General features: G+C 65.9%; 26 protein-coding genes and 2 riboswitches. Of the genes, 17 read left to right on the top strand and 9 right to left on the bottom strand.

The genetic code is table 11. From position 1 onward, the window contains the following. Positions 1–154 precede the first annotated feature (154 nt). Positions 155–216: riboswitch (Fluoride riboswitch) on the top strand. A gap of 197 nt (positions 217–413) precedes the next feature. The 4 genes from JFY56_RS00775 to JFY56_RS00760 are packed head-to-tail and all read left to right on the top strand — an operon-like array spanning position 414 to position 3244. After that, positions 414–1667: a cation:proton antiporter gene (locus tag JFY56_RS00775; protein WP_208311583.1), complete on the top strand. Its 1254-nt coding sequence runs from the start codon at positions 414–416 to the stop codon at positions 1665–1667. A gap of 3 nt (positions 1668–1670) precedes the next feature. After that, positions 1671–2090, top strand: a complete 420-nt coding sequence (locus tag JFY56_RS00770) for a universal stress protein (protein WP_208311582.1) — start codon at positions 1671–1673, stop codon at positions 2088–2090. Between the two features lie 18 nt (positions 2091–2108). After that, entirely contained in the window at positions 2109–2579 is a 471-nt protein-coding gene (locus JFY56_RS00765) for an HAD family hydrolase (RefSeq protein ID WP_208311581.1), read from the top strand. 20 nt (positions 2580–2599) lie between these two features. Further along, a complete protein-coding gene (locus JFY56_RS00760) occupies positions 2600–3244 on the top strand; it encodes a histidine phosphatase family protein (RefSeq protein ID WP_208311580.1) in 645 nt (214 codons plus the stop codon). On the opposite strand, the gene eno is transcribed toward JFY56_RS00760, so the two are convergent. From eno to JFY56_RS00735, 5 genes are all read right to left on the bottom strand, one after another. After that, positions 3238–4521: a phosphopyruvate hydratase gene (gene eno / locus JFY56_RS00755; protein ID WP_208311579.1), complete on the bottom strand. Its 1284-nt coding sequence runs from the start codon at positions 4519–4521 to the stop codon at positions 3238–3240. The genes JFY56_RS00760 and eno overlap by 7 nt on opposite strands. A gap of 60 nt (positions 4522–4581) precedes the next feature. Then, positions 4582–5115 carry an inorganic diphosphatase gene (gene ppa / locus JFY56_RS00750; RefSeq protein ID WP_208311578.1) on the bottom strand — a complete coding sequence of 178 codons (534 nt, stop codon included), beginning with the start codon at positions 5113–5115 and terminating at the stop codon, positions 4582–4584. Positions 5116–5136: 21 nt separating this feature from the next. Further along, positions 5137–5481, bottom strand: a complete 345-nt coding sequence (locus JFY56_RS00745; protein WP_208311577.1) for a DUF190 domain-containing protein — start codon at positions 5479–5481, stop codon at positions 5137–5139. A 63-nt stretch (positions 5482–5544) separates the two neighbouring features. Continuing rightward, on the bottom strand, positions 5545–7050 hold the full coding sequence (locus JFY56_RS00740; protein WP_208311576.1) for a MutS-related protein: 1506 nt from the start codon (positions 7048–7050) through the stop codon (positions 5545–5547). Continuing rightward, complete coding sequence (locus tag JFY56_RS00735) at positions 7047–8639, bottom strand: MutS-related protein (protein WP_208311575.1); 1593 nt, start codon at positions 8637–8639, stop codon at positions 7047–7049. The genes JFY56_RS00740 and JFY56_RS00735 overlap by 4 nt, the downstream gene beginning before the upstream one ends. A 51-nt stretch (positions 8640–8690) precedes the next feature. After that, positions 8691–8751, bottom strand: a riboswitch (Fluoride riboswitch). A gap of 205 nt (positions 8752–8956) precedes the next feature. Between JFY56_RS00735 and JFY56_RS00730 the strand changes: the two genes are divergently transcribed. The 8 genes from JFY56_RS00730 (at position 8957) to JFY56_RS00695 (ending at position 18023) form a co-directional block, all read left to right on the top strand. Further along, positions 8957–9502: a hypothetical protein gene (locus JFY56_RS00730; RefSeq protein ID WP_208311574.1), complete on the top strand. Its 546-nt coding sequence runs from the start codon at positions 8957–8959 to the stop codon at positions 9500–9502. Between the two features lie 62 nt (positions 9503–9564). Then, a complete protein-coding gene (gene acsA, locus JFY56_RS00725; RefSeq protein WP_208311573.1) occupies positions 9565–11325 on the top strand; it encodes an acetate--CoA ligase in 1761 nt (586 codons plus the stop codon). Further along, positions 11322–12311 (top strand): pyruvate dehydrogenase (acetyl-transferring) E1 component subunit alpha, encoded by a 990-nt coding sequence (gene pdhA, locus JFY56_RS00720; protein ID WP_208311572.1) that lies wholly within the window; start codon positions 11322–11324, stop codon positions 12309–12311. The genes acsA and pdhA overlap by 4 nt, the downstream gene beginning before the upstream one ends. Further along, positions 12308–13279, top strand: coding sequence for an alpha-ketoacid dehydrogenase subunit beta (locus JFY56_RS00715; protein WP_208311571.1), 972 nt, complete (start codon positions 12308–12310; stop codon positions 13277–13279). Before pdhA ends, JFY56_RS00715 begins: the two co-directional genes overlap by 4 nt. Beyond that, positions 13276–14412, top strand: coding sequence for a dihydrolipoamide acetyltransferase family protein (locus JFY56_RS00710; protein ID WP_208311570.1), 1137 nt, complete (start codon positions 13276–13278; stop codon positions 14410–14412). Before JFY56_RS00715 ends, JFY56_RS00710 begins: the two co-directional genes overlap by 4 nt. Before the next feature lie 11 nt (positions 14413–14423). Then, a complete protein-coding gene (locus JFY56_RS00705; protein WP_208311569.1) occupies positions 14424–14669 on the top strand; it encodes an acyl carrier protein in 246 nt (81 codons plus the stop codon). A gap of 99 nt (positions 14670–14768) precedes the next feature. Continuing rightward, complete coding sequence (locus tag JFY56_RS00700) at positions 14769–17195, top strand: Lon protease family protein (RefSeq protein WP_208311568.1); 2427 nt, start codon at positions 14769–14771, stop codon at positions 17193–17195. A 78-nt stretch (positions 17196–17273) separates the two neighbouring features. Continuing rightward, entirely contained in the window at positions 17274–18023 is a 750-nt protein-coding gene (locus JFY56_RS00695) for a succinate dehydrogenase iron-sulfur subunit (protein ID WP_208311567.1), read from the top strand. Between the two features lie 81 nt (positions 18024–18104). Here JFY56_RS00695 and JFY56_RS00690 read toward each other — a convergent pair whose 3' ends face one another. Beyond that, the gene (locus tag JFY56_RS00690) at positions 18105–18692 is read right to left on the bottom strand and encodes a YbhB/YbcL family Raf kinase inhibitor-like protein (RefSeq protein ID WP_208311566.1); all 588 of its coding nucleotides are present in this window, start codon (positions 18690–18692) and stop codon (positions 18105–18107) included. Between the two features lie 169 nt (positions 18693–18861). Beyond that, a complete protein-coding gene (locus tag JFY56_RS00685; protein ID WP_208311565.1) occupies positions 18862–19575 on the bottom strand; it encodes a Crp/Fnr family transcriptional regulator in 714 nt (237 codons plus the stop codon). Between the two features lie 34 nt (positions 19576–19609). Here JFY56_RS00685 and JFY56_RS00680 point away from each other — a divergent pair, with 34 nt between their 5' ends. Genes JFY56_RS00680 through JFY56_RS00660 form a run of 5 tightly spaced genes read left to right on the top strand, consistent with a single transcriptional unit; the run spans position 19610 to position 24641 of the window. Then, a complete protein-coding gene (locus JFY56_RS00680; RefSeq protein WP_236032380.1) occupies positions 19610–20623 on the top strand; it encodes an ABC transporter substrate-binding protein in 1014 nt (337 codons plus the stop codon). Further along, positions 20620–21393: an ABC transporter permease gene (locus JFY56_RS00675; RefSeq protein WP_236032379.1), complete on the top strand. Its 774-nt coding sequence runs from the start codon at positions 20620–20622 to the stop codon at positions 21391–21393. Before JFY56_RS00680 ends, JFY56_RS00675 begins: the two co-directional genes overlap by 4 nt. Continuing rightward, entirely contained in the window at positions 21386–22075 is a 690-nt protein-coding gene (locus JFY56_RS00670) for an ATP-binding cassette domain-containing protein (protein ID WP_208311564.1), read from the top strand. Before JFY56_RS00675 ends, JFY56_RS00670 begins: the two co-directional genes overlap by 8 nt. Next, positions 22072–22515 carry a CopD family copper resistance protein gene (locus JFY56_RS00665; RefSeq protein ID WP_208311563.1) on the top strand — a complete coding sequence of 148 codons (444 nt, stop codon included), beginning with the start codon at positions 22072–22074 and terminating at the stop codon, positions 22513–22515. Before JFY56_RS00670 ends, JFY56_RS00665 begins: the two co-directional genes overlap by 4 nt. A gap of 29 nt (positions 22516–22544) precedes the next feature. Further along, entirely contained in the window at positions 22545–24641 is a 2097-nt protein-coding gene (locus JFY56_RS00660; RefSeq protein WP_208311562.1) for a TonB-dependent receptor family protein, read from the top strand. 92 nt (positions 24642–24733) lie between these two features. On the opposite strand, the gene JFY56_RS00655 is transcribed toward JFY56_RS00660, so the two are convergent. Together JFY56_RS00655 and narI are read right to left on the bottom strand one after the other, a co-directional pair. After that, entirely contained in the window at positions 24734–25546 is an 813-nt protein-coding gene (locus JFY56_RS00655) for a peptidylprolyl isomerase (RefSeq protein WP_208311561.1), read from the bottom strand. 11 nt (positions 25547–25557) lie between these two features. Next, positions 25558–26241: a respiratory nitrate reductase subunit gamma gene (narI, locus tag JFY56_RS00650; RefSeq protein WP_208311560.1), complete on the bottom strand. Its 684-nt coding sequence runs from the start codon at positions 26239–26241 to the stop codon at positions 25558–25560. Positions 26242–26248: the final 7 nt, after the last annotated feature.

The following is a 26248-nucleotide window of genomic DNA, read 5'->3' as shown; positions in this document are numbered from 1 at the left end:
GGCAAGGGCGAAGCCTTTTCCACCATCAAGCGCGACAGGGCGGTGGACAAGCTTCGCGTTGTCCACCCTACAAAAAGCGCCCTCGGCCGGGCCCGCCAATCCGGAGGCGTTCCCGCCCGACCTGCGCGATGCAAAACCCGACCAAGCTGCTAGGGTTAACTCAGGAGATGGCATTCCTCCTTTAACCGCCCTCCGGCTGATGATGCCTACGCATAACCCATCATGGGCGGCGTAGGCTTTGCCGGGCTGTCCATGAGTGTGCCCATGGACAGCTGTCATGAACTCATCGCGTTTCTCTTCATTTCCCTGTGCCTGCGCGCTGGCGACGAGTCGCTCGTCTCGCCGCTCCCTGCCTGATTTCCTGCTGGTCCTTCTGCCGTTCGCCGTTTTCGGCGAGTTGCCGGGAGGTGGCCATGACTGAGATCTGGACCCAGGCAGCGCTATGGCTGGGCCTGGCGTTGCTGGCGACGCTCGTGTCCATCTACCTGCGCGTGGCTACCGCGCTGTCCGAGATCGTGGTCGGCACCATCGCCCAGTTGATCATCGGCGCGGCGCTGGGTGCGGCCGTGCTGCAGGGCGATGCCAGCTGGATCAGGTTTCTCTCCGGCGCCGGGGCCATCCTGCTGACCTTCCTTGCCGGGGCGGAGCTGGACCCGCAGGTGTTCCGCAGGCAGTGGAAACAGGCGACCGCCATCGGCCTGGTCAGCTTCGCCGTGCCGTTCCTCGGCTGCGCTGCGCTGGCTCGCTGGGGGCTCGGCTGGGAGGCGCCGGCAAGCTGGCTGGCCGGGATCGCCATGTCCACGACCTCGGTGGCAGTGGTCTACGCCGTGATGCTGGAGCTGGAGATCAATACCACGGAGTTCGGCAAGGTGGTGCTGGCCGCCTGTTTCGTCACCGACCTGGCCACGGTGGTCGCGCTGGGGTTGATCTTCGCGCCGTTCACCCTGAAGACGGTGAGTTTCGTCGCGGCGCTGACGCTCGCCGCGCTGCTGCTGCCGTGGATCACTCCGCGCTTTTTCCGGCGCTTCGGCGGACGGCCTTCGGAGCTGGAGGCGAAGTTCCTCATGCTCTGCCTGTTCGGCCTGGGCGCGATCGCCACCTGGGCCGACAGCGAGGCCGTTCTGCCGGCCTACCTGATCGGCATGGTGCTGGCGGGCACGGTGGGCAAGGACCATGCGCTGATCCGCCGCCTGCGCACCCTGACGTTCGGGCTGCTCACGCCGTTCTACTTCATCCGTGCCGGTTCGCTGGTGTCCCTGCCGGAACTGGCGGCGGCACCCGCGGCCTTCCTGCTGTTGCTGCTGGTGAAGATGCTGAGCAAGTTCGTCGGCGTCTACCCGGTCTGCCAGCTGTACGGTTCGCCGCACCGCGAGGGGATGTACACGACCCTGCTGATGTCCACGGGGCTGACCTTCGGGACGATTTCGGCGCTGTTCGGCCTGTCCCACGGGCTGATCGACCAGGGCCAGTACTCGGCGCTGGTGGCGGCGGTCATCGGCAGCGCGGTGATTCCGACCCTGATTGCCAATGCCTTCTTCCTGCCGCGGCACCTGCTGCAGCGAGGCGACAAGGAGGAGGCAAAAGGGGAGGTCGGGGAAACGCCGGCGGCGGGCTCCGGTGCTTCGCAGCGTGACGACGTGCGCCGGGACGCGGCGCAGAGGAGATGAATGATGATCAAGCGGATTCTGGTGGCCTACGACGCCTCCGATGCGGCGACGCTGGCGCTGAACTTCGCCAACGAACTGGCCGGGCGCTTCGGCGCCAGCCTCTACATCCTGGCGGTGGCCCAGCCGCCGGAGTTCGGCGACGAGGTGGAGACCGAGGCGGTGATCGAGCGCTCCCGCGCGCACTTCGCGCACGCCTTCAAGTTGCTGGGCTACAGCCGCATGCCGGCCGACGAGCGACCGAAGACCCACGTCGCGGTGGGGCGCCCGGCGGAGCAGATCGTGCGCTACGCGGAGGAACACGGCATCGACCACATCGTCATTGGCCATCGCGGGCACTCGGGGTTCGAGCGCTGGCTGCTCGGCTCGGTGGCACGCCAGGTGATCGACCACGCGCCGTGCGCCGTAACCGTGATTCGCGGTTGAGTTCGTGGAGGAGGGGATATGCTGCAAATCGAGATTCCCGGGGTGAAGAACCTGCAGTTGAAGCATCTGATCTGCGACTTCAACGGAACCCTGGCGCTGGATGGCCGGTTGATCGACGGTGTGGCCGAGCGTCTGCAGGTGCTCGGCAGGAAGTTGTCGGTGCATGTGGTGACCGGAGATACCTTCGGCAGCGCGGAAGCGGAACTCGCGGCATTGGACGTCAACCTGCTGGTGCTCTCGGAGAAGGAGCACGCGATATCCAAGGAGGACTATCTGCGAACCCTGGGCATGCACGGGGTCGTCGCCATAGGCAACGGCGGCAACGATCGGCACATGCTGCAGAAGGCGGCATTGAGCATTGCGGTGATCGGCCCGGAAGGCGCTTCGTCCATTGCGCTGGGGGCGGCTGACCTGGTTGCCCTGGACATTCTTTCCGCACTGGACATGCTGATCTGCCCGCAGCGCATCGTAGCCAGCCTGCAATATTGACTCTGCAACAGGAGAATCACGTGACGCGAATTATTCTGACTCGACATGGCCATGTGGACTGGATCGCACCGGAGCGTTTCCGGGGGCGCGCTGAGCTGCCCCTGTCCGAACTGGGCAAGCGCCAGGCCGAAGCGGTTGCGTTACGGATTGCCGGGAGCTGGCAGCCGGATGCGATCTACACCAGCCCGCTGTCACGCTGTATCCATACGGGAGAGGCCATTGCACGCGCGACCGGCAGCTCGGCGCTCGTCCTCGACGGTCTTGCCGATACCGACTACGGACAATGGCAGGGACTGACTCACGACGAGGTGCGGCAGCGCTGGCCGGACGAACATCGCACCTGGCTGGAGTCTCCCGACCTGGCGGCCATTCCCGGTGGCGAGAGCCTGGCGGATGTGCTGGCCCGGGGCCTCAGGGTGCTGCACGAGGTTCTGCAACGGCACGCGGGCGAGACCCTGGTGCTGGTGGGCCATGACAGCATCAACCGCGTCCTGCTCTTGCAGTTCCTGGGCCTGCCGTTGGCACGCTACTGGCGACTGAAGCAGGAGCCCTGCTGTATCAACGAGATCGTGGCTGAGGCTGGGGTTTTCACCATTCAGCGCATCAACGAGACCTATCATCTGGCCGGCGTGACGGCCGATGCAGCGACTCGCTCCGCTCAGTGAACGAAGGCCTGGCGGCCGGCATAGCGGGCGGTGCCGCCGAGCATCTCCTCGATGCGCAGCAACTGGTTGTATTTCTCCACCCGCTCGCCGCGACATGGCGCGCCCGCTTTCAGGTGCCCGGTGCCGAAGGCCACGGTAAGGTCGGCGATGAAGCTGTCGACCGTCTCGCCGCTGCGGTGCGAAACCATCGCTCCCCAGCCGTTGTTGTGGGCCAGCAGCACGGTCGTGTGGGTCTCGCTCAGGGTGCCGATCTGGTTCGGCTTGATCAGCACGGCGTTGGCGGCGTTCTCCCGGATGCCGCGGCGAATGCGCTCGGCACTGGTGACGAAGAGATCGTCGCCGACCAGCTCGATGCGCTTGCCGAGCGCTTCGGTCAGGCGCTTCCAGCCCACCCAGTCGTCCTCGGCGAGACCATCTTCCAGCACCACGATGGGGTAGCGTTCCACCCAGTCGCCGTAGAGTTCGATCATCTCCTCCGGGTCCAGCAGGCGTCCCTCCGAGTGCAACCGGTAGCGGCCGTGTTCGTAGAAGGCGCTGGGAGCCGGATCGATGGCCAGCTGGATGTCCTCACCTGGCCGGTAGCCCGCTCCCTCGATGGCTGTCATCAGCAGGTCGAGAGCATCGCTGTTGCGCTTGAGCGGTGGAGCGAAACCGCCTTCGTCCCCCACGGCCGTGGAGAAACCCCGGGCTTCCAGGATGGTGCGCAAGTGCTGGTAAATCTCTGCGCCCCAGCGCAGCGCCTCGCGAAAACTGCCGGCTCCGGACGGAACGAGCATGAACTCCTGGAAGTCGGTGCCTTGCCAATGCGCATGCACGCCACCGTTCAACACGTTGAACATGGGCACGGGCATTCGATTGGCGTCGTCGCCGCCCAGGTAGCGGAACAGCGGCTCATTGCAGGCCGTGGCGGCGGCGCGGGCGGTCGCCAGGCTGACGCCGAGGATGGCGTTGCTGCCCAGCCGCGACTTGTTCGGCGTGCCGTCGCACTGCAGCATCGCCAGGTCGATGGAGGTCTGATCGAGAGCGTCATGGCCGCGCAGCAGCGGGCCGATTTCGCTGCGGACGTTGTGCACGGCTTGCAGCACACCAAGGCCCGCGAAGCGCGCTGGATCGCAATCGCGCAATTCCACCGTTTCGTGCCTGCCGGTGGAGGCGCCTGAAGGCACCGATGCGCGCCCCTGGGAGCCGTCCTCCAGGGTCACGTCCACTTCCACCGTAGGATTCCCCCGCGAGTCGAGGATTTCCCGGGCGTCTATCTGCTGGATGAGAATGGCCATGACGCTCTCCGTACATTCGATCGGGCGCGCCCATTTCGCCGGGCGCTCCGCCGCTTTTGCTCATTTCGCGGTTGCGTAGGCCGCCACCGACTTGCGGATTTCCTCGCGTGCTTCCTCGACATCACCCCAGCGATCCATGCGCACCCATTTGCCGGGTTCGAGGGCCTTGTAGTTCTCGAAGAAGTGCTGGATCTGCGCCAGCAGCAGCGACGGCAGATCGCTGCACTGCCGGACGTGCTGGTAGAGCGTGCTGAGTTTGTCGTGGGGGACGGCGACTATCTTGGCATCCGGGCCGGCTTCGTCGGTCATGTACATCACACCGACGGGCCGGCAGCGAATCACCACGCCAGGAGAGACCGGACACGGCGCGACGACCAGAATGTCCAGCGGATCGCCGTCCTCGCTGAGGGTGCTGGGGATGAATCCGTAGTTGGCCGGGTAGAACATCGGCGTGCTGAGGAAGCGATCGACGAAGATCTGCCCGCAGGACTTCTCCAGCTCGTACTTGATAGGTGCATGGTTGGCCGGGATCTCGATCACCGCGTAGAGGTCGTCCGGGATGTCCTTGCCGGCGGGGATGTCGTTGTAGCTCATGCTGCGTTTCTCCAGAAGGTATCAGGTTGGGGTGCTGTCGCGTTCGGCCTTGCGCTTGCCCACCGTGCCCAGTTCGACAGGCGTCTTGACGTAGAACAGCGCGAGGTCTTCCTGCTCCAGGCGTTCGAACAGTCGCTCGCATTCTTCCTCGGTCACGGCGATGCAGATCTCCACCGGCTGATCGGCCAGTTCGAAGAAGTGGTAGGAGTGCAGGCGTCCGGCATGACCGAAGCCTTCGGAGCCCAGCATGAGGGTGGCGCCCTTGAGCTTCATGGCCTTGGCCAGGTCGACCATCCAGTCGGTGATCGGCTTGCCGCCGTGGCGGCGACTTTGATGGGTAAAGAAGGTCACCAGGTAGCCTTGCATGGTTGCACCTCATCGGCGTTCGTTGATTGACGGGTAGGCGAGCAGACTTTCTACGGTAGCTGCTCATCGGGACGCCTCGGCGAAAACCTGGACATACAGGTCCCTGCCGAACGCCGTGGCTTGCGGTGGGCCTTCGAGCATGCGGAAGGTTCGCTCGCCATCGTCGCGGCGTTCCGCGCGGAGGAACAGGGTGCCTTCGGGCGGCGCCAGGTACAGGCTTTCGGCGAAGTCGTGGAGGTGGGTGACGAAGAACAGCTTCACCCCGGCCTCGGCCAGCGCGCGCACGACCTGGCGGGCGATTTCCGAGCCTTCCCGTTCGTTGGTGGCGGCGAACGACTCGTTGCACAGCAGGATGGAGCGCGGACTCAGGCGGTCGATGATGGCGCTGATGCGGCCCAGTTCCTCGTCCAGCTTGCCGCTCTTCATCCCGGCGTCCTCCTCGCGCTTGTAGTGGGTGAAGAGGCCGTCGCACAGGTTGGCGCGCAGCCTGCGGGCGGGTACGAACATCCCGCACTGCAGCATCAGCTGGGCAATGCCGATGCTGCGCAGGAAGGTCGATTTGCCGCCCTGGTTGGCGCCGGTGACGATGAACAGATGGCGCCCGTCGCCGGCCAGATCGTTGCCCACCAGCGGGCGCTGCATGGTCAGCGCCAGGCTGATGTCGTAGAGCCCCTGGAAATCCTCGCGGCGTTCGGGCGGATCGTCGACTTCCGGAAAGCAGATATCCGCGCCCATCTCGCCCAGCCGCTCGCGCAGCCCGATGCAGCCGATGTAGAACGCCAGTTCGCTGCGCAGCATCGCGAAGAAGGCGGTGATGTGATCGGCGGCCTGGGCGATGGCGTTGGCCACCTGGTTGACGCCGCGATCCTTGAGTTCGGAAAGCGCCGTGGCACCGGTTTCGTCGCGCTCGGCCAGTTGGTAGATGTAGGCGGGCGGCTTTCTCTGGAACAGCCGGCGCAGCCAGGAGCCTTGCAGTGGTGGATATTGGCGCAGGCAATAGTCGATGCCACGGTTCAGGCTGCCCAGCCGGGCGCTGATCAGGTAGCCCTTGCGCAGTTCCAGCTGCTTCAGGTGAGCGTTCAGTTCGGCGAAGTACTGGTCGCTGATTTCCGTCCGTACCAGCTGGAACAGGTTGCGGAAACCCTCGGAGGCGAAGCGGCGGGCCTCGCTGTCGGCGATGCGGCGCAGGCGCGTGAGCATGTCGATCTGCATCTGCAGCAGCTTCATCGAGCGGTGCATGATGGTGCCCGGATACTTGCTCATGAAGCTCAGGTAGACGTTGTGCTCCAGGCCGACGGCGTCCAGGGCGATCCGGTACAGCTCGCGGATCGTCGCGGCGTTGGCCAGGCAGTCGCGCAGGATCGCCTGGCGGTAGCGGACGTCCTCGGCGCTGTTGTCGAAGGCGGTGAGCAGGGCGGTCCTGGCGATCTGCAGGAGGAATTTGTCGTCGCCGGCCATGGCGCCGAACAGCGTATCCAGGGCCAGGTCCTGGGTCAGCGCGTCGGCCTGTGGCGGAAGCTCCCTGTCCGGCTCGAAGTCCCGCTCCGGATACATGAGATGGGCTTTCATGGCTGGACCCGCTCCTTCACGCAGTCGTAGGTCAGGCGGTGCTTCCTGGCGATGGAGAGGGCGTAGGACAGCCGGTCCGCCGGCTTGCGCACGACCCGGAAGGTTCGTCGCGAGGGATCGTCGGGGTCGACGCAGCTCATCATGCTGACGACGCTTTCGCCCATCTCCGCGAGTTCGTGGATGAAGGTGACGCAGACGCAGATCGCGTCCAGATCGATCACCCGCCGCATGATCTTCTGCCCGAGGAAGGCCGCATCGGCGGCGGTGGTCGAGGAGAAGATCTCGTTGATAAGGATCAGGCTGCGCCCGCTGGCCCGTTCGAGGATATCGCGGGTTCGGAGCAGGTCGTCCTGCAGCTTGCCGCGCAGATCGCCGGGGCGTTCCTGCTTCTCGAACAGGGTGAATATCCGGTCGAAATGGAACAGTTCGGCGTGGCTGCCGGGCACCGGACAGCCGATGCAGGCCAGATGGTGAACCTGGCCGAACAGGCGGGCGAAGGTGGTCTTGCCGCCCTGGTTGGGCCCGGAAACCATCAGTATCCGCTCCTTGCCGGACAGCTCGAAATCGTTGCACACCAGCTCGCTGCCGCTCTTCACCAGCTTGCCGGCGAGTGCCAGGTCGAAGGTGTCGCGGGCCGAGACGGCCTTGTCGTCGTCCCGCACGCCGGGATAGCAGAAGGGCAGGCCAGCCGCCTGCAACGGTTCGATATGGCTCAGGTAGGCCAGGTAGAACTGCACCTCGCGGTCGAAGTCGCGGAGGCGCTGGTCGATGAATCGCTCATGCCTTGTGCAGAAGGCGCGCTGCCCGGCGAAGGTCTCCGGGTAAAGCTGCGCGACCATGTCGAGGACCGCTGTCTCGACATGGTTCATGTTCGGCCATTCGTGGAACTGTGCGAGATAGTCGCGAACCTCGCCCTGGCGGAATTTCTCGAAGGTCCTGTCGATGGCGATGCTGATATCGGCCGTCGGGGTGTATTCGCGGACCTCGATGCGGTTGTCCCTGATCAGCATCGAATAGGTCACCTGACCCAGTGCGTCGAGCAGATGCCGGGCATCCCGCTCCAGCGTCAGGAATGCTTCGGAGGCCAGGTAGTGGGCGAGGTAGCGTTGCAACCCGGCGAGGCCCCGTGACGCGAAGGCGAGGCTCGCCAGCTCGCGCCCCAACAGGATGACGGTATCGCAATAGGTCAGGACGGCTTCGAGGAAACTGCGCTCCTGCTGCCTGGGGTGATGGAGCTTCTGCGCCTGTTCCCGATGGCTCCGCATGGCCCGCATCGAACCGGCGAAGACCTCGACGACAGCGCGGACCGCCGGGGCTTGCAGGTCGCGCATGACTGCCTGGCGGTAGCGGATGGTGTCCGGGTCTTCCAGATGGCTGTAGAAGAACGGCTTGAGGTCGTACTCCTCCCGGTCGGCGGTGATGGCGTCGACGATCTGGTCGAGGTTCAGGTCCTTGAAACAGGGCGGTGGCAAGGAGATCAGCGGTTGCCGCCGTTGCCCGGGAAAGAGAATGCTGTGGAATTCATCGAGCGGGATGGCCGGAGACTGCACCGGAACGCCATCCGCGAAGGGGTGTGTGGCTGATGACATGATCCTGTCCTCATGAGTGGACAGCCTGGGCCCTCAGGGGCGGCTGTCCATGGTCATGTAGGCATCATCAGCACGAGGCGGTTGAAGGAGGAATGCCATCTCCTTCCCCTAACCCTAGCAAAGAATCCGCGGGGGTGTAGCCGCGCCCCCTGCGCACGCAAGGGACGCCGGGAGGGTAGGCGGGTGCGCGTTGCCGCATCGGGAACGACATGGACGTGGTTTGATTGTTATCAAAGTTTTTCCGCACCAGGCGCGCAGGCTTTTTTGAAGTGGCCGAACGCATTCGGGCAATCCAGCCCGGCACCGGGAGGAAAATCATGAAGAAAATCGCAATGGCCTTGGCAACGGTGCTGTTGGCAAGCACTCCAGTGGTCTCGGTGACAGGCGCGGAGACCAACCCCCAGACCGACGGGAAGGCAGCGGCGCAGGACGCGCCCAGGGCGCCGAATACCGAGGAGTTCGACAAGCAGCTGGAGAAGATCCAGCAGCAGATGAATGCGATGCACGAGCAGATGCAGAAGATCCAGAACACGCAGGACCCGAAGGAAAGGCAGAAGCTGCTGGACGAGCACTGGATCAGCATGCGCAGCACCATGGACACGATGCATGGTCTCTGGGACCACGGCATGGGGCCGGCAGGAATGGGCCACGGTGGAATGGGGATGGGAATGGGGCCCGGCATGATGGGGCGCGGTGGTGGCGGCTGGATGCACATGCGTGGCTACTACTCGCACCTTACCCCCGAGCAGATGCGGCAGCACCAGTACATGATGGACCAGTACATGAACATGCAGCAGCAGATGATGAACCACATGATGTGGCAGCAGCAGTACCGCAACGGCGGGCCGCCGAAGACCCCGTAGCAGACCCGGGTCGGTTCAGCCGGGCCGAACTGTTGAAACCTCAGCCGATCCGGAGGTGAACGATGCGTCCAGCTGCAATCGACAAGCATCCCGAAGCGATGCGTGTGAAGCCCAACTGGCCGGACAGCGCCGAGGCCGCTGCCGGTTTCTCCTGGCAGGCCGCCGCGCACGAGCTGGCGCGCCTGCCCGATGGCGGCCTGAACCTGGCGCATGAGGCGGTCGATCGCCATGCCCTGGGTGCGCGGTGCGATCACACCGCGCTGTGCATCCTGGCACGCGACGGCGGGCGCCAGGAGGTCAGCTACGCCCAGCTGAGTCGCCTGAGCAACCGCTTCGCCAATGTGCTGCAGCGCCTCGGGCTCTCGGTGGGGGACCGGCTGTTCGTCCTCTGCGAGCGGGGCATCGAGCTGTATCTTGGCGTGCTGGGAGGACTGAAGAACGGCTGCATCGTCACGCCGCTGTTCGCCGCCTTCGGCCCCGAGCCCCTGGAAACACGCCTGCGCCTGGGCGAGTGCCGCGTCCTGCTGACCAGCCGGAGCCTCTACCGGCGCAAGGTGGCGGCGCTGCGCGAGCGCCTGCCGGCGCTGGAACAGGTGCTGGTCTACGACGGGGAGGGCGAGACGACGCCCGTGGACGGCACCCTTGACCTGCACCGGTTGCTGGACGAGGCGCCGGACGACTTCGAGGTCGTGTCCTGCAGCGAGGACACCCCGTCGCTGCTGCATTTCACCAGCGGCACCACCGGCACGCCGAAGGGGGCCCTGCATGTGCATGGCGCGGCGCTGATGCACTACGTCACCGGCAAATACGCGCTGGACCTGCACCCGGACGATATCTACTGGTGCACCGCCGATCCCGGCTGGGTCACCGGCACTTCCTACGGCATCCTCGCTCCGCTGATGCTCGGCGTGACCAGCATCGTCGATGCCGGCGATTTCGATGCGGCGCGCTGGTACGCGACGCTCGAACGGGAGCGGGTCAGCGTGTGGTACACCGCGCCCACGGCGATCCGCATGCTGATGCGGGCAGGGCCGGAACTGGCACGGCGTCACGCTTTCCCGCAGTTGCGTTTCGTCGCCAGCGTGGGCGAGCCGCTCAATCCGGAGGCGGTGTGGTGGGGCCAGGATGTGCTCGGCCTGCCCATCCACGACAATTGGTGGCAGACCGAAACCGGCGGAATCATGATCGCCAACACCCTGGCCATGCCGATCAAGCCCGGTTCCATGGGCAAGCCGCTACCGGGCATCGAGGCAGCCATCGTGCGGGTGAAGGATGACGGCGCACTGGAATGGCTCGGCGACGACCAGCTCGGCGAACTGGCGCTCCGGCAACCATGGCCGGGCATGTTTCGCACCTACCTCGGCCAGGAAGCGCGCTACCAGCGCTGCTTCGTCGGCGACTGGTATCTCAGCGGCGACCTGGCCCGGCGCGACGCCGATGGCTACTACTGGTTCGTCGGCCGCAGCGACGATGTCATCAAGTCCGCCGGACACCTGATCGGCCCGTTCGAGGTCGAGAGCGCGCTGATGGAGCACCCGGCGGTGGCCGAGGCGGCGGTGATCGGCAAACCCGACGAACTGCTGGGAGAGCGGGTCAAGGCGTTCGTCGCGCTGAAGGCCGGCTTCAATCCCAGCGACGCCCTGCGGGACGAGCTGCTCGGCCACGCGCGGGTCCGGCTGGGCGCCGTCGTTGCGCCGAAGGAACTGGACTTCCTTCCCGCCCTGCCGCGCACCCGCAGCGGCAAGATCCTCCGCCGACTGATCAAGGCCCGCGAGCTGGGCCTGCCGGAAGGCGATACCTCGACACTGGAGAACCCGGTATGAACGGACAACCATCGCCCCCGTCGCAGGCGCAAGCTGTGGGCCTGCTGCACGACATGCTGCGTATCCGCCGGCTCGAGGAACGCGCCGCCGAGCTCTACGGCCAGCAACAGATTCGTGGCTTCCTGCACCTGTACATCGGCGAGGAAGCTGTGGCGGTCGGCGCCGTGCGCGCGCTGGCGGAGGACGACGCGCTGGTGGCCACCTATCGCGAGCATGGCCATGCGCTGCTCAAGGGCGTATCGATGAACGCCATCATGGCGGAGATGTTCGGTCGCCTGGAGGGTTGCTCCCGTGGGCGGGGCGGGTCCATGCACCTGTTCGACAAGGCCACGCGCTTCTTCGGCGGCAACGCCATCGTCGGGGGCGGTCTGCCGCTGGCAGCGGGGCTGGCCCTGGCCGAGCGCCTGCAGGGCGGCAATCGCCTGGTCGCCTGCTTCTTCGGCGAGGGTGCGATGGCCGAAGGCGCCTTCCACGAATCCATGAACCTGGCTGTGCTCTGGCGGCTGCCGTTGCTGTTCTGCTGCGAGAACAATCTCTATGCCATGGGCACCGCCCTGGTCCGCTCGCAGTCGCAGACCGACCTGTGCGCCAAGGCATCGGCCTACAAGATGCAGGCGCAGGCGGTGGATGGCATGGATGTGCTCGCCGTGCACGAAGCCAGCCGCCGGGCGGTGGAGTGGGTCAGGTCCGGGGCGGGGCCGTATTTCATCGAGTTCCAGACCTACCGATTCCGCGCGCACTCGATGTTCGACCCCGAGCTCTACCGCGACAAGGCCGAGGTCGAGCGCTGGAAGCGGCGCGACCCGATACCGGCCTACCGCGCGCGGTTGCTCGCCGACGGGACGCTGGACGAGGACGCTTCCGCCGCGCTGCTCGCCGAGGTGGAACGGGAGGTCGAGGCAGCGGTCGCCTTCGCCGAGGCAGGCACCCTGGAGCCGCTGGCGACGCTGCTGAGCGACGTCTACACCGAGGAGGGCGCGCCATGACTCGCACGACCTACCGCGAAGCCCTGCGCGAGGCGCTTCGCGAAGCCCTGCTGCGCGATGACCGGGTGTTCCTGATGGGCGAGGATGTCGGGCGCTACGGCGGCAGCTATGCGGTTTCCAAGGGTCTGCTCGAAGAGTTCGGCGAAGAGCGCATCCGCGACACCCCGCTCTCCGAGCTGACCTTCGTCGGCGCGGGCATAGGCGCGGCGCTGGGCGGCATGCGGCCGATCGTCGAGGTCATGACGGTGAACTTCAGCCTGCTGGCGCTGGACCCGCTGGTGAATACCGCTGCCACCCTGCGGCACATGTCCGGCGGCCAGTTCTCGGTCCCCCTGGTCGTGCGCATGGCCACGGGCGCGGGCCGGCAACTGGCTGCGCAGCACTCGCACAGCCTCGAAGGCTGGCTCGCCCATGTCCCCGGCATGAAGATCCTCGCCCCGGCCACCCTGGAGGATGCGCGCGGCATGCTCTGGCCGGCGCTGGAGGACCCCGATCCGGTACTGATCTTCGAGCATGCCCAGCTCTACAACATGGAGGGCGAACTGGACGCCGGGGCGCCGGTGGATATCCGCTCGGCGCGGGTTCGTCGCGAGGGCACCGACCTGACCCTGGTGGCGTATGGCGGCACCTTGCACAAGGCGCTGGCCGCCGCCGGGCAACTGGCGGAGGAGGGCATTTCCGCCGAAGTCATCGACCTGCGTGTGCTGCGCCCGCTGGACGACGTCACCCTGCTGGCCTCGCTGCGCAAGACCCGCCGGGTCCTGGTGATCGACGAGGCCTGGCGCAGCGGCGGGCTGTCCGGAGAGATAATCGCGCGCCTCGTCGAGCAGGGCTTCTACGAGCTGGATGCGCCACCAGCGCGAATCTGCGGCGAAGAGGTGCCCATTCCCTATGCCAAACACCTGGAGGAGGCAGCCTTGCCACAGGTGCCCGGCATAGTCGCGGCGGCCAGGGGGTTGCTGAAATGATCGAGTTCAGCCTGCCGTCGCTGGGCGCCGACATGGACGAGGGCACGTTGCTGGAATGGAAGGTACGCCCAGGCGACACCGTCGAGCGCGGTCAGGTGGTGGCCGTGGTGGATACCGCCAAGGCGGCGGTGGACGTGGAATGCTGGCAGGCCGGCGAGGTCTTCGAGCTGCTGGTCGAGCCGGGCGTCAAGGTGCCGGTCGGCACACCGCTGGCGACGCTGCTCGAAGCCGGCGAGACGGCGGCCAGCGCGCGGAAGCGGAGGCGGCCAGCAGCCCCGGCCAGGGTCGCCGAACCGCCCCGCCCGATGCCCGGACCGCCGCCCGGCACCCGCCCACGGGTTTCCCCGGCGGCGCGATTGCGTGCCGCCGAGCTGGGCATCGATGTCGAACGCATTCCAGGCAGCGGGCCGCAGGGCGCGGTGACGCTGCGCGACGTCGAGGCGGCACGGCAGCCTGCTGCGGGTGACCGCAACGCCGCCATGCGCCAGGCCATCGCCAGTGCGATGAGTCGTTCCAAGCGCGAGATTCCGCACTATTACCTGATGGAATGCGTGGACCTGGGACCGCTGCTGGGCTGGCTGCAGGCGTTCAATGCAGCGCTACCCCCGGAACAGCGCCTGCTGCCCGCCGTGGCCCTGCTGAAGGCAGTGGCGCTGGCCCTGCGCGGCTACCCACAACTCAACGGCTGTTGGCGCGACGGCGCTTTCCAGCCGGCCAGCGGCATCCACCTGGGCGTCGCCATCGCGCTGCGCCAGGGCGGGCTGGTCGCTCCGACCCTGCATGATGTCGCGGACAAGGACCTGCCGACCCTGATGGGCGAGTTCGCCGACCTGGTACAACGTGCCCGCGCCGGCTCCCTGCGCAGCTCCGAACTCGGCGATGCGGGCCTGACCGTCACCCTGCTCGGCGACCAGGGGGCGGAGAGTGTGTTCGGTGTCATCTACCCGCCGCAAGTGGCGCTGGTGGGCTTTGGTCGCATTGCCGAACGGCCGTGGGTCGATGACGGCGAGCTGTGCGTACGGCCGCTGGTCAATGCGACCCTGGCGGCCGATCACCGGGTCAGCGACGGCCATTACGGCGGACGTTTCCTTGCCGAGGTACGCCGCCTGCTGCAGCGGCCCGGCGACTTGTGAGGAGGTGCAGGATGGACGAGGCCGCGATCCGCAGCGAGGTGCTGCAAGCCCTGAAAACCATCGCGCCGGAGATCGATCCGGCCAGCCTGCGGAGCGACCGGCCGCTGCGCGAGGAGGTCGACCTGGACTCCATGGACTGGCTGCGCTTCATGGCGCTCCTGCACCAGCGCCTGGGCGTCAGCATCCCGGAGGAGGATTACTGGCGGTTCAACCGGCTGGACGATCTGGTCGGGTACCTGCAGTCGCATCTGGCATGAACGCACGGGACGGCGTCGCTGCCCGGCGATGGCCTGCCGGCCGACATGGACTTAAATCAAGGTAGCCCCGAAGAACGACCCGGGCAGAGGAGGTGCCAGGTGCCGCAGCATCCCGAATTGACCATCGAACAGCTCTACCACGCTTGCGACCCGGAGGCACTGGGCTGCACCACCAGCGACGAACTCGCCGACCTGGATTCCGGCCTGGGCCAGGAGCGGGCGCTGGGCGCGCTGCGCTTCGGCATGGGCATCCGCCACGAGGGGTACAACCTCTACGTGATGGGCTCGCCGGGACTCGGCAAGCACGCCATCGTCCGCCAACTGCTCGGCCGCCAGTTGCCGCAGCTCGCGGCGCCGAGCGACTGGTGCTACGTCCACAACTTCCGCACGCCGCACAAGCCGCGCGTACTGCGCGTGCCTGCCGGCACCGGCTGCGGCCTGGACAATGACCTGCGGGCGCTGGTGCGGTCACTGCTCACGGCCTTGCCGGCGGTCTTCGCCAGCAACGAGTACCGCGATGCCGTGCAGAGCATCAAGGACAAGTTCAAGAACCGCGAAAAGCAGCTGTTCAGCAATGTCGAGAGCCAGGCGGAAGAGGCGGGCATCATCCTGCTGCGCACGCCGACGGGCTTCTCCCTGGCGCCAATGAAGAACGACGAGGTGCTTGACGCCGAGGCCTTCAACAAGCTCCCCGAGGCGGAAAAGCAACGGATCAACGAGCATATGGAGCACCTGAGCCAGCTGCTGCGCCAGACGTTGCAGCAACTGGCCCAGGCCAGCCGCGATCACGACCTGCAGATCGAACAGCTCAACCAGGCGGTGGCGCGCACCACCGTGGACCGCCAGTTCAACCACCTGGAAATCCGCTACGCGCATCTCGATCAGGTTGCGTCGTTCCTCGACGAGGTCAAGCGCGACCTGATCGAAAAGGGCCTGGAGCTGTTCGGCTCGGCACCGGCCGAACAACTGCAACTGCTCGAACACCAGCGCCTGACGCCGTTCAACCGCTATTTCGTCAACGTGCTGGTCGACCACGGTGTCAGCAGCGTGGCTCCGCTGGTCTATGAGGAACACCCGATCTACCAGAACCTCTTCGGGCGCATCGAGCACCAGGCGCAGATGGGCACGCTGCATACCGATTTCACCCTGATCAAGGGCGGCGCGCTGCACCGGGCCAACGGTGGCTACCTGTTGCTCGATGTGCGCAAGCTGCTGACCACCCCCTTCGCCTGGGACGCCCTGAAGCGCGCGTTGCAGGCCCGCCAGTTGCGCATCCAGTCCCCCGAGCAGTTGCTCAGCCTGGCCAGCACCATATCGCTGGAGCCCGATCCCATCCCGCTGGACGTGAAGGTGGTGCTGATCGGCGACCGTCTGCTCTATCACCTGCTGAGCCAGTTCGATCCGGAGTTCCCGATGCTGTTCAAGGTCGAGGCGGACTTCGCCGAAGACATGCCCCGGGACGCGCAGAGCACTGTCCTGTACGCGCGCCTGCTGGCCACCCTGCAGCGTGAGCACCAGTTGCGAGCGCTGGACGCCCGCGCCATCGGCCGGGTGATCGAACAGGCGACGCGTGCCGCCGCCGATGGCGAGAAGCTGTCGCTGAACATGCAGGGGCTGCTCGATCTGCTGCACGAGGCCGACTACTGGGCCGGTGAGCAACAGCGCTCGCTGATCCTTCGCGAGGATGTCGAGCGTGCGGTGCAGGCGCGCCTGGACCGTGGAGGACAGATTCGCGAGCGCCTGCTCGAAGCCGCCCTGCGCGGCCTGCGCCATATCGAAACCAGCGGCACCTGCGTGGCGCAGATCAACGGCCTGGCGGTGCTGCAGGCGGGCGGGCAGTCCTTCGGGCATCCGGCACGGATCAGCGCCACCGCGCGCCTGGGCGACGGCAAGCTGGTCGACATCGAGCGAGAGGTGGAGCTGGGCGGCGCACTGCACTCGAAGGGCGTACTGATCCTTTCCGCCTACCTGGCCAGCCGTTTCGGTGGCCGCCAGCCGCTGTCCTTCGCCGCTACCCTGGTGTTCGAGCAGTCCTACGGCGGAGTCGACGGCGACAGCGCCTCGGCCGCCGAGCTCTGCGTGCTGCAATCGGCACTGGCCGCGCTACCGCTGCGCCAGGACCTCGCCATCACCGGCTCGGTGGACCAGCACGGACGCCTGCAGGTCATCGGCGGAGTCAACGAGAAGATCGAGGGCTTCTTCGACCTCTGCGCAGCGCGCGGCCTGAACGGCAGCCAGGGCGTGATCATCCCGCAGGGCAACGTCAAGCACCTGATGCTGCAGCAGGGCGTGCTGGACGCGGTGGCCGAAGGGCGCTTCCACGTCCATGCGGTGACACACGTCGAACAGGCGATGGAACTGCTCACCGGACTCGCCGCGGGCAGCGCCGACGAGCAGGGACGTTTCCCCGCCGGGACGATCAACGGAGCGCTGCAGGCGCGTCTGGAGGAACTCGGCGAATGGCGCCGGCGTTTCGCGACTCCGCCAGGAGAGGGCTCCGCAGGCAATGGCGCGGCGCAGGGCTGATGGAATGGAGACCGGGTCGGGTTCCGTGCCCGACCCGGTTCGTCACAACGAAGCGAGATCGGCTCGGGGGCGAACAAGATGAAAATCCGTATCTACCGGTATCTCCCTGAAGAAGACGACGCGCCGCGACTGCAGGACTACACCTGCGACCTGCAGCCGGGCAAGGACATGATGGTGCTCGACCTGCTGGAGCACCTGAAAACCCAGGACCCGACGCTGACCTACCGGCGCAGTTGTCGCGAAGGCGTCTGCGGCTCCGACGGCATGAACATCAACGGCGCCAACTGCCTGGCCTGCATCACCAGCGTCTCGACGTTGCTCGACGGCGGGCAACTGCCGTCCGGGCAGCCCGTCAGGCCCCTTCGGGGCGATGTGGACATCGTCATACGGCCATTGCCCGGCTTGCCCGTGATACGGGACCTGGTCGTCGACATGACGATGTTCTACAAGCAATACGAACGGATAAAGCCCTATCTCATCAACGACGAGCCGCCACCTGCCATCGAGCGGCTGCAGTCGCCGGAGGACCGGGACAAGCTGGATGGGTTGTACGAATGCATCTTGTGCGCCTGCTGCTCGACGCAGTGCCCGTCCTGGTGGTGGAACCCGGAGCGCTTCATAGGTCCGGCGGGCCTGTTGAATGCCTACCGCTTCCTTGTCGATTCCCGCGATACGGCCACCGAGGCGCGGCTGTCGGAGCTCGACGATCCATTCAGCGTGTTCCGTTGTCGCTCGATCTACAACTGCATCGCGTTCTGCCCGAAAAAGCTCAAGCCACGGGCGGCCATCGGACATATCGAGAAGATGCTGCTGAAACGCGGTACTTAGCTGGAGGCAAGTGCTCATGTTTTTCTGCTGCGGTCATCAAGAGCTTGATGACCGCAGTCTGTCGGTCAGCGATCGGCGCCTTTACCTGCCATAGGTGGCAGTGAAGCTCGCCTTGCCCAGTTGGTTCGCGTTAATCATGAAGCCTACCAGCGCAGCGGTCGCGTCGGACGGTACGTCGAGCTTGTCGGTCTTCAGTGCATACAGCGTGAAGATATAGCGGTGCGGCTTGTCGCCCTGCGGTGGGCAGGCGCCGCCGAAGCCCGGTGCGCCGAAGTCGGTACGGCCCTGCACCGCGCCCGCAGGCAGCCGTTTGCCATCGGCTGTGCCTATGCCTTCGGGCAGCTCGCTCGCGTTGGCCGGGATGTTGTAGACCACCCAGTGCCACCAGCCCGAACCAGTCGGTGCGTCGGGATCGTAGACGGTGAGGGCGTAGCTCTTCGTGTCGGCGGGCGCATCGCTCCACTTCAACGCCGGTGAGACGTTCTTGCCGCTGCATCCGAAGCCGTTGAACACCTGGGCCTCGGTGAGCTGGCTGTCGGGCTTGATTGTCGGGCTGCTCAATGTAAAGCCGGCAGCCTGGGCGATGCCGATGCTGCCGAAGACGGCGGCGCACAGTGTTGCAGCCACGCCCTGACCCAGACGGGAAAGCGATGAGAAACGGCGATGCATGACGGGACTCCTTTCCGTTCGGAAGATAAAAAGACCGATCATAGAGCCTTCGCGATGCAGCAACGAGAGACCATGAGCCGCAGCCAATGGGCTGCGGCTCGCTCCAGGCCAACGCTACGCAGGCGCGGCTGCCTTGCTGGTCGAAGACGCCCGGTGATGTCGGCGCGTTTCAGAAGGCGCGAACGGCAGCGCTGGCCAGTTGGTTGAGATAGGGCAGGTCGCAGAGGTGCCATTGGCGCAAGCGGCCGCGAATGTGCCCTGCCTGTTGCCAGTCGGACAACAGGCGGCTGAGCGATTCCGGGCGTATTCCCAACTGGATGGCGAGCTGGCGCTGGCTGATCGGCAGCAGGAGATCTTCGCCCTGGTGCCGATGCAGGGCCAGCAGATAGGCCGCCAGGCGCTGTGATGCCGAACTGGCGGTCAACCAGTCCACTTCGTTGACCTGCCGGTACAGGCGCTGGCTGAGGCTTTCCAGCATACGCATGGCCAGCGCCGGATGGCTCTCGCAGGCACGGCGCAGCGCCTTCCGGCTCAGGCGATAGCAGGCGCAGTCGCATTGTGCCCGGGCATTCATCGGATACCGCCCGTGAGGCATGAACATGGCTGCCTCGGCGATCAACTGCCCCTCACGAAACAGATGGAAAACGCGTTCTTCGCCGTCACTGGTGAAGCGCATCATCTCTACGCATCCGTGGCTCACCAGCAGGTAGTGCTCTGCCTGGTCGCCCTCGCGGAACAGCATGTTCCCGCTGGTGGCCCGCAGATGGCTGGCCGATTCGACAAGGATCGAGATCAGGTCGTGCGGGAGGTCGGCGAATAGCGGGAGCGAGGAGAGCAGGCGCCGGCACTCGCCGATGTCCGCCTGAGACTTAACATTTGTCATTCGTAGCTGGCGTGCTGGCTGTGATGATGTGCGAATGAAGATAAGACGTATTCGCATACATGGCAATCATCAGGCCATCACACTGGCGGCCTCCCTCTGGCTGGCAGTATTCGGTGCATTCGCCGCCCCGGCGATCGAAGCGAAGGAAGCCGTACTGCGACTGGCCGGTCCTGCCGCGGTGGTCAGCTTCCCGCTGCTGCACATGATCGAGAGCGGGGCGCTGAAAGATCAGGCGGAGCGCGTTGAGTTCCGCCTGTGGCAGAACCCCGATCAACTGCGCGTACTGCTGGCCAAGGACGAGATCGACTTCAGCGCGGCCCCGGTCAATCTGCCGGCACTGATGGCAGGGCGCGGCCAGCCGGTGAAGCTGTTGAACGTGTCGGTATGGGGAATCATCTGGCTGGTCAGCCGGGACCCGTCCGTGAAGAGCTTCGCCGACCTGACCGGCAAGGAGCTGGTGCTGCCGTTCCAGCGGGATCTGCCGGCGGTTCTGGTCGATGAGCTGTTGCGCAGCCATGGCTTGCAGGCGGGCAGGGACCTGACCCTGCGCCCCGTGCGCGATGGCCAGGATGCGCAGGCGCTGCTGCTGGCCGGACGCGCCGACCATGCGTTGTTGGTCGAACCGGGCGTATCGCTGCTGCTCTGGCGTAACCAGCAGCAGAAGGGCGCTCCACTGTTCCGCGTGCAAAGCCTGGAAAGCGCCTGGAAACAGGCCTTTGCGCAGCAACCCGAACTGCCCCAGGCGGGCCTCATGACCAGCGCGCGGATGGCTGGCGAGACCGAACTGTCGCGTGCGGTGGTCTCGGCGTATGCCGACTCGGCGCGCTGGTGCAGTGCATTTCCCGATAACTGCGCCGAACTGGTACACCGGCATCTGCCGTACCTGCCGGTCGCGGCCATCGCCGATTCGATCCGTGTCACCCGCCTGGAAAGCCGCACCGCCAGCCAGACGCGGCAGCAGCTCGAAGCGCTCTATCGGCTCATCGCCGAACGGCATCCGCAGTCCATCGGTGGCGCCATGCCGGCTGCCGGGTTCTACGGGCCATGAGCATGAGAAACCTGCGCCCCACATCACGACTCTGGGCCTTGCTGGGCGGCCTCCTGATGTTGCTCGGTTGGCAGTTGCTGGCGCTGCGCCTGGGGCCGCTGCTGATGGCTACGCCGTTGCAGACGCTGGATGCGATGTGGCGGCTGCCGTTCGAGGCGGACTTTCGCCTGCATGCCGGTGCCAGCCTGTTGCGCATCGGTCTCGGGGTTGGCCTGGGGTGTCTGCTGGGTTTCAGCCTGGGGTTGATGGCTGGCCTCGATGCGCGGCTGCGTGGGCTGCTGGAGCCGCTGCGCTGGCTATTGATGGCTACACCGCCGGTGGTAGTGGTCGTGCTGGCGATGCTCTGGTTCGGCCTGGGATCGGCGATGGTGGTGTTCATCAGCGTGCTGATGCTGGCGCCGGGCATGTACGTGAATACCGTCAAGGGCATGCTGATGGTGGACCGGGACCTGCTGGAAATGGCCCGGGTATACCGCTTCGGCGCCTGGCAGAAGCTGCGTCACCTGTATGTTCCCGCCCTGACCGCACCGCTGGGTGCAGCGCTGCTGATCGCTACCTGTGGTGGTGTGCGGCTGGTGGTGATGGCCGAAGTCCTGGGCGCCGAGAGCGGTGCCGGCTTCGCGCTGGCCAACGCGCGCAGCACCTTCGATAGCGCCGGCTTGTATGCCTGGACGTTGCTGATTCTGTTGCTGGTCGCCGGGCTGGAGTTCGCTCTGTTGCAACCGTTGCAACGCCGCATGGGACGTTGGCAGGAGCCTGCCCATGCTTGAACTGCGCGCTGTGGACCTGACTCTGGGTGGACGATCCGTGCTGGCCCATGTCGACTTCCAGGTTCTGGCCGGCGAGCGGGTGGGCATTCTCGGGCCCAGCGGCGCTGGCAAGAGCTGCCTGCTGAGCCTGGCCGCCGGCATCCTGGGCGTACAGCGGGGCACGTACGGCAATACGTTCCGGCATTCGGTTCTGGCCTTCCAGGAGCCGCGCCTGCTGCCGTGGTGCCGGGTCAGCGAGAACCTGGAAATTCCCCTGCGTGCGGCCGGACATGCCAAGGCGGCGGCTCGGCGCCTGGCGGCCGACTGGCTGGAGCGGGTCGGCCTGAGCGCGTACGTGGATGCCTGGCCAAACCAGCTTTCAGGCGGCATGGCGCAGCGCGTGGCGCTGGCTCGCGCGCTGTCGGTCGAGCCTGATCTTTTGATGCTCGACGAGCCCTTCAGCGCGCTGGACCCGGCCCTGCGCAATTCAGTCATCGAACTCTGTCGCGAGTGGCTCGATCAGTCGGGCGCGGCTCTGCTGTGCGTCAGTCATCACCCCGGCGAGCTGGTGGGGCTGGTCGATCGCTTCGTGCTGCTGAACTCCGGCTCGCTGCAGGCATTCGACCTTGCCAGTCATGCACCGGAGCAGACGCTGGAGGCACTTCATCAGACCCTGCTGGCCCTGGAGGCCCCCACATCATGATCTATCCCATTCTGCTGACCCTGCACCTCTTCGCCGCACTGATGTTCATCGGCACGGTGTTCTTCGAGGTGCTGATACTCGAGGGCGTGCGCAAGCACGTGCCGCCCGCCGTGATGCGTGAGGTCGAGCAGGGCATAGGAAAGCGTGCGCGCCGGCTGATGCCCTGGGTACTGCTCGTGCTGTTCAGCGCCGGCCTCGGCATGGTCTGGGTGCGTTACCTGCCGCAGTTGGCCAACCCGCTGGCGTCCTCATTCGGCACCTTGCTGAGTTTGAAGATGCTCCTCGCCCTGAGCGTGCTCGGGCACTTCTTCACCGCCATGTACCTGCTGTTCAGCGGGCGCATGAACTCGAAGTACTTCCGCCGAATTCACCTGAGCGTCTTCACCCACATGGTCGGCATCGTTCTGTTGGCCAAGGGCATGTTCTACCTGAGCTGGTGATCCAGTTTTTCAGCTAACGGAGTTTAGCCATGAGTCGTTCCATTCATCCGAGACTCTCATTTCCCCTGCTGGTCGTTGGCCTGCTGCCCCTTTCGGCAGTGGCCGAGGACAGAGTGGAACTTGAGCCGATGCAGATCAGCGAGCAGCGCCAGGTGCCGGCCAGCCTGTCGGTCGAGGCGGAGCGCGAACGCCTGGCCCGCGTGCCGGGCGGCACCAACCTGGCCGAACCGCAACGCGAGACGCGCCTGGCGACCCTGCGTGATGCGCTGGACTATCAACCGGGCCTGATCATCCAGGACTTCTTCGGCGGTACCGATCAGCCGCGCCTGAATATTCGCGGCTCGGGAGTCCAGAGCAATCCGGTCAATCGCGGCGTTCTGCTGCTGCAGGATGGCCTTCCGCTCAACGAGGCCGATGGCTCGTTCGTCATTGGCCTGCTGGAGCCGCGCAATGCCGCCTGGATCAGTGCCCGGCGCGGCGCCAATGCCGGCAGTCCTGGCGCCACCACACTCGGCGGCGAGCTGGAGTTCAATTCGCTGACCGGTAGCGACGAAGCTGGCCGACTGCGCCTGGAAAGCGGCAGCTTCGGCCGCCATGGACTCCAGGCTGCGGCCGGTCTGGCGGAGGGCGGGCATGATGCGCGAGTGAGTGTCAGCCATGACGAATACGACGGTTATCGCCACCATTCCGCCTCCCATCGCACCGTGGCACAGAGCAACTTCGGCCTGGACCTGGGCAATGGCGTGCAGAACCGCAGCTACCTGTCGTGGAGCGATCTGACTTTCGAGATCCCCAACGTCATCACCAAGTCGCGCCTGGAAGATGACCCGCGCAGCGTGCTGGGCGACGGCAATACCCCGCAGGACCGCCTGCTCAATATCTACCGGCGCGACCCGCACCGGGACACCCAGCAGTTGCGCCTGGCCAACCGCACACTGTGGAGCGGCGAGGGCTGGCAGCAGAGTTTCGGTGTCTACGGGCAAAACACGGTGGATGATTTCACCGATCCGCTCAGTCACACCCTGACCGACAGCGACACCATGGGTGCCCAATGGCAGCTGGCGGGTGAGCAGCGCCTGTTCGGCTATCGACTGGGCGCCAGTTGGTCCTACAGCGACATGCGTCGTGAGCTTTATGCCAACAGTCCTCAGAATGGCCAGCGCCTGCAGCGTTTCGGCGACTTCGATCTGGCAGCGCGCAACCTCGATCTGCTGGCGGGGCTGGATTGGCATCTGGCCGAGCAGTGGACGCTGGTGACCGAGGTGAAGTGGAGCGATGTCAGCCGCGATGCACGGTCGCGCGATAGCGGCAACAAGCTGGACCAGGGATGGAACTACTCCACGCCCAAGATCGGCCTGAACTGGACACCCAGCGAAAACCAGCGCTGGTACGCCAACATCAGCCGGAGCCACGAGGCGCCAACCTTCTGGGAAATCGTCACCGCCGAAGTGCCGCCGACCGCTCCCGCCCTGGCCACGGCGCAACTGGTCGATCTCGACGTGCAGCGTGCCACCACCTACGAGATTGGTGGTCAGGGCCGCATCGGCCCGAACCAGTGGAGCCTGTCGCTGTATCGCAGTGACGTGGAGGACGAGCTGATTTCCACCAGTGACAGCCTGGGCGTCAAGGTGGGGACCTACAACTATGGTTCCGGCACTCGCCACCAGGGTGTGGAGGCGGGGCTGAATGGTGTACTGCCGACTTCCTCCAGCATCGGTGGGGATCTGGCCTACCGTCTGGCCTGGACCTTCAGCGACTTCCGCTTCCGTGGAGGCGAGTTCGAAGGCAACCAGATTGCGGGCGTGCCTCGCCAGCTGTGGGCGGCGGAGCTGCTATATCGTCGAGGCCCATGGAGCATCGGCCCGAACCTGCGCTGGCTGCCGCAGGACACCCCGACCGACCACGCCAATACTCGCGACAACTACCAGGACTCCTACGCGCTCTGGGGTCTCAAGGCGAGCTACAAGGCGAATGAGGAGCTGTCCGTCTATCTGCAAGGCGACAACCTGGCCGATGAGGTTTACGCCAGCAGCTACGCGATTCGCAATCGCGCCGACGCCAGCCAGCCCACCTTCCTGAGCGGCAACGGCCGTAGTTTGAGCGTGGGTATGGACTATCGCTTCTAAGCCCTGCGATCGAAAAGGCCGGGGATGTGGTCGACAGTTGTGGAAACATCCTCCCGGCCCTGGCTCCGTCACCAGGGCCGGATGGCGATCGATCATCTCGAAGCGGGCGGTGCGCTCGGGTCTTCGGCGAGGCTGAAGCCCTCGACGCCAAGTTCTGCCTCCAGCGCCAGCAGATACTGGCGCAGGGCGTGGCGGGTCGATTCCTCGCGCAAGCTGTAGCGCACCCTGCTGGCGACCTGGGCGTAGGGCAGGGGCTTGCGTTCCTGGCGCTCGTCGATGCTCACCAGGTGCCAGCCGTAGCGAGACGCCAGCGGCCGCTCATGCAGCCCGACCGGCAACCGCTGCAGCGCCTGGTCCAGTTCGGCGACGGTCTGGCCGGAGGTCAGCCAGCCGAGGTCGCCGCCTTCGTCCTTCGACGGGCAGGCGGAGTGCCGCTGGGCCAGCTCGGTGAAGCGCTCGGGGTGCTCGCCGAGTTCGCGCAGCAGCTTCTCGCCGAGCCGGTAGTGCGCGTCGCGGGCACGGGCGTCCTCGGGGGCGGCCGGCAGCAGGATGTGCCGGACGCGCAGCCGGGTCGGCTCGGAAAAGCGCTCGCGGTGGGTGTCGAAATAGCGACGGCAGGCGGCTTCGTCCGGTTCCGGCACGTTCAACTCGCGTTCCAGCAGGGTGGCCACCGCCTGGTCGTTTTCCGCCTCGCTGTCCGCCGTGAGGCCGAGCATGGCGGCGCGCTGCGCCAGCAATTCGCGCACCACCAGGGCGCGGGCCGCATTAAGCTGGGCTTCGGCCAGCGTAGAGGACGGATGGAAGGGTGTTTCCCGGGCGATGTCGGCCTCAGTGAGCCGCGTGTCGCCGACCCGGATCACCGGCACAGGGGTAGGGGGCAGGTTCTCGACTGCGATCATGTCCATGTCTGCACTCCTCAGCCGCGTCGGCGGACGATCTGGTAGTTGCGCCCGAGGTAGCCCAGCGGAATGCTCCAGACGTGCACCAGGCGGGTGAAGGGGAACAGCAGGATGATGGTCAGGCCGATGAAGATGTGCAGCTTGAAGATCAGCGGCGCCCCGACCAGGAAGCTGGCCGCGTCGCCACGGAAGAACACGATGGACTGAGCCCAGTTGGCCAGCAGCAGCATCATGCCGCCGTCCAGGTGGTGCAGCGAGAAGAAGATGGTGATCAGCCCGAGGATCGCCTGCAGCAGCAACAGGGCGATGATCAGGTTGTCCATCACGCTGGAGGAAGCGCGTACCCGCGGGTTGAACAGGCGGCGCCAGAGCAGCATGGCGCCGCCGATCACGCAGAGCACGCCGGCCACGCCGCCGAAGACGATGGCCATGAGCTGCTTGTTGCCGGCGGACATGAATGGCGCGTACACCCAGTGCGGCGTCAGCAGGCCGATCAGGTGGCCGAAGAAGATCGCCAGGATGCCGATGTGGAACAGGTTGCTCGCCAGGCGCATGTGCCTGGTCGAGAGCATCTGGCTGGAACCGGTCTTCCAGGTGTACTGGCCGTAGTCATAGCGCAGCAGGCTGCCGAGCAGGAACACGGTGCCGGCGAGGTAGGGGTAGAAGCCGTAGATGAGGTGGAGCAGGTAGTCCTCGAACATGATGAGC

This window comes from Pseudomonas schmalbachii (assembly GCF_017589465.1).
In the GTDB taxonomy this organism is placed as follows: Bacteria; Pseudomonadota; Gammaproteobacteria; order Pseudomonadales; family Pseudomonadaceae; genus Pseudomonas; species Pseudomonas schmalbachii.
Note: the sequence above shows the minus strand (reverse complement) of the source record. Positions and strands in the feature narration are given on the sequence as shown.

Excerpts from the sequence above, each read along its gene's own strand:
- JFY56_RS00775 (WP_208311583.1), top strand. The coding sequence starts at position 414 with ATGACTGAGATCTGGACCCAGGCAGCGCTATGGCTGGGCCTGGCGTTG.
- JFY56_RS00770 (WP_208311582.1), top strand. The coding sequence starts at position 1,671 with ATGATCAAGCGGATTCTGGTGGCCTACGACGCCTCCGATGCGGCGACG.
- JFY56_RS00765 (WP_208311581.1), top strand. The coding sequence starts at position 2,109 with ATGCTGCAAATCGAGATTCCCGGGGTGAAGAACCTGCAGTTGAAGCAT.
- eno (WP_208311579.1), bottom strand. The coding sequence starts at position 4,521 with ATGGCCATTCTCATCCAGCAGATAGACGCCCGGGAAATCCTCGACTCG.
- ppa (WP_208311578.1), bottom strand. The coding sequence starts at position 5,115 with ATGAGCTACAACGACATCCCCGCCGGCAAGGACATCCCGGACGACCTC.
- JFY56_RS00745 (WP_208311577.1), bottom strand. The coding sequence starts at position 5,481 with ATGCAAGGCTACCTGGTGACCTTCTTTACCCATCAAAGTCGCCGCCAC.
- JFY56_RS00740 (WP_208311576.1), bottom strand. The coding sequence starts at position 7,050 with ATGAAAGCCCATCTCATGTATCCGGAGCGGGACTTCGAGCCGGACAGG.
- JFY56_RS00735 (WP_208311575.1), bottom strand. The coding sequence starts at position 8,639 with ATGTCATCAGCCACACACCCCTTCGCGGATGGCGTTCCGGTGCAGTCT.
- JFY56_RS00730 (WP_208311574.1), top strand. The coding sequence starts at position 8,957 with ATGAAGAAAATCGCAATGGCCTTGGCAACGGTGCTGTTGGCAAGCACT.
- acsA (WP_208311573.1), top strand. The coding sequence starts at position 9,565 with ATGCGTCCAGCTGCAATCGACAAGCATCCCGAAGCGATGCGTGTGAAG.
- pdhA (WP_208311572.1), top strand. The coding sequence starts at position 11,322 with ATGAACGGACAACCATCGCCCCCGTCGCAGGCGCAAGCTGTGGGCCTG.
- JFY56_RS00715 (WP_208311571.1), top strand. The coding sequence starts at position 12,308 with ATGACTCGCACGACCTACCGCGAAGCCCTGCGCGAGGCGCTTCGCGAA.
- JFY56_RS00710 (WP_208311570.1), top strand. The coding sequence starts at position 13,276 with ATGATCGAGTTCAGCCTGCCGTCGCTGGGCGCCGACATGGACGAGGGC.
- JFY56_RS00705 (WP_208311569.1), top strand. The coding sequence starts at position 14,424 with ATGGACGAGGCCGCGATCCGCAGCGAGGTGCTGCAAGCCCTGAAAACC.
- JFY56_RS00695 (WP_208311567.1), top strand. The coding sequence starts at position 17,274 with ATGAAAATCCGTATCTACCGGTATCTCCCTGAAGAAGACGACGCGCCG.
- JFY56_RS00690 (WP_208311566.1), bottom strand. The coding sequence starts at position 18,692 with ATGCATCGCCGTTTCTCATCGCTTTCCCGTCTGGGTCAGGGCGTGGCT.
- JFY56_RS00685 (WP_208311565.1), bottom strand. The coding sequence starts at position 19,575 with ATGACAAATGTTAAGTCTCAGGCGGACATCGGCGAGTGCCGGCGCCTG.
- JFY56_RS00680 (WP_236032380.1), top strand. The coding sequence starts at position 19,610 with ATGAAGATAAGACGTATTCGCATACATGGCAATCATCAGGCCATCACA.
- JFY56_RS00675 (WP_236032379.1), top strand. The coding sequence starts at position 20,620 with ATGAGCATGAGAAACCTGCGCCCCACATCACGACTCTGGGCCTTGCTG.
- JFY56_RS00670 (WP_208311564.1), top strand. The coding sequence starts at position 21,386 with ATGCTTGAACTGCGCGCTGTGGACCTGACTCTGGGTGGACGATCCGTG.
- JFY56_RS00665 (WP_208311563.1), top strand. The coding sequence starts at position 22,072 with ATGATCTATCCCATTCTGCTGACCCTGCACCTCTTCGCCGCACTGATG.
- JFY56_RS00660 (WP_208311562.1), top strand. The coding sequence starts at position 22,545 with ATGAGTCGTTCCATTCATCCGAGACTCTCATTTCCCCTGCTGGTCGTT.
- JFY56_RS00655 (WP_208311561.1), bottom strand. The coding sequence starts at position 25,546 with ATGGACATGATCGCAGTCGAGAACCTGCCCCCTACCCCTGTGCCGGTG.
- narI (WP_208311560.1), bottom strand. The coding sequence starts at position 26,241 with ATGTTCGAGGACTACCTGCTCCACCTCATCTACGGCTTCTACCCCTAC.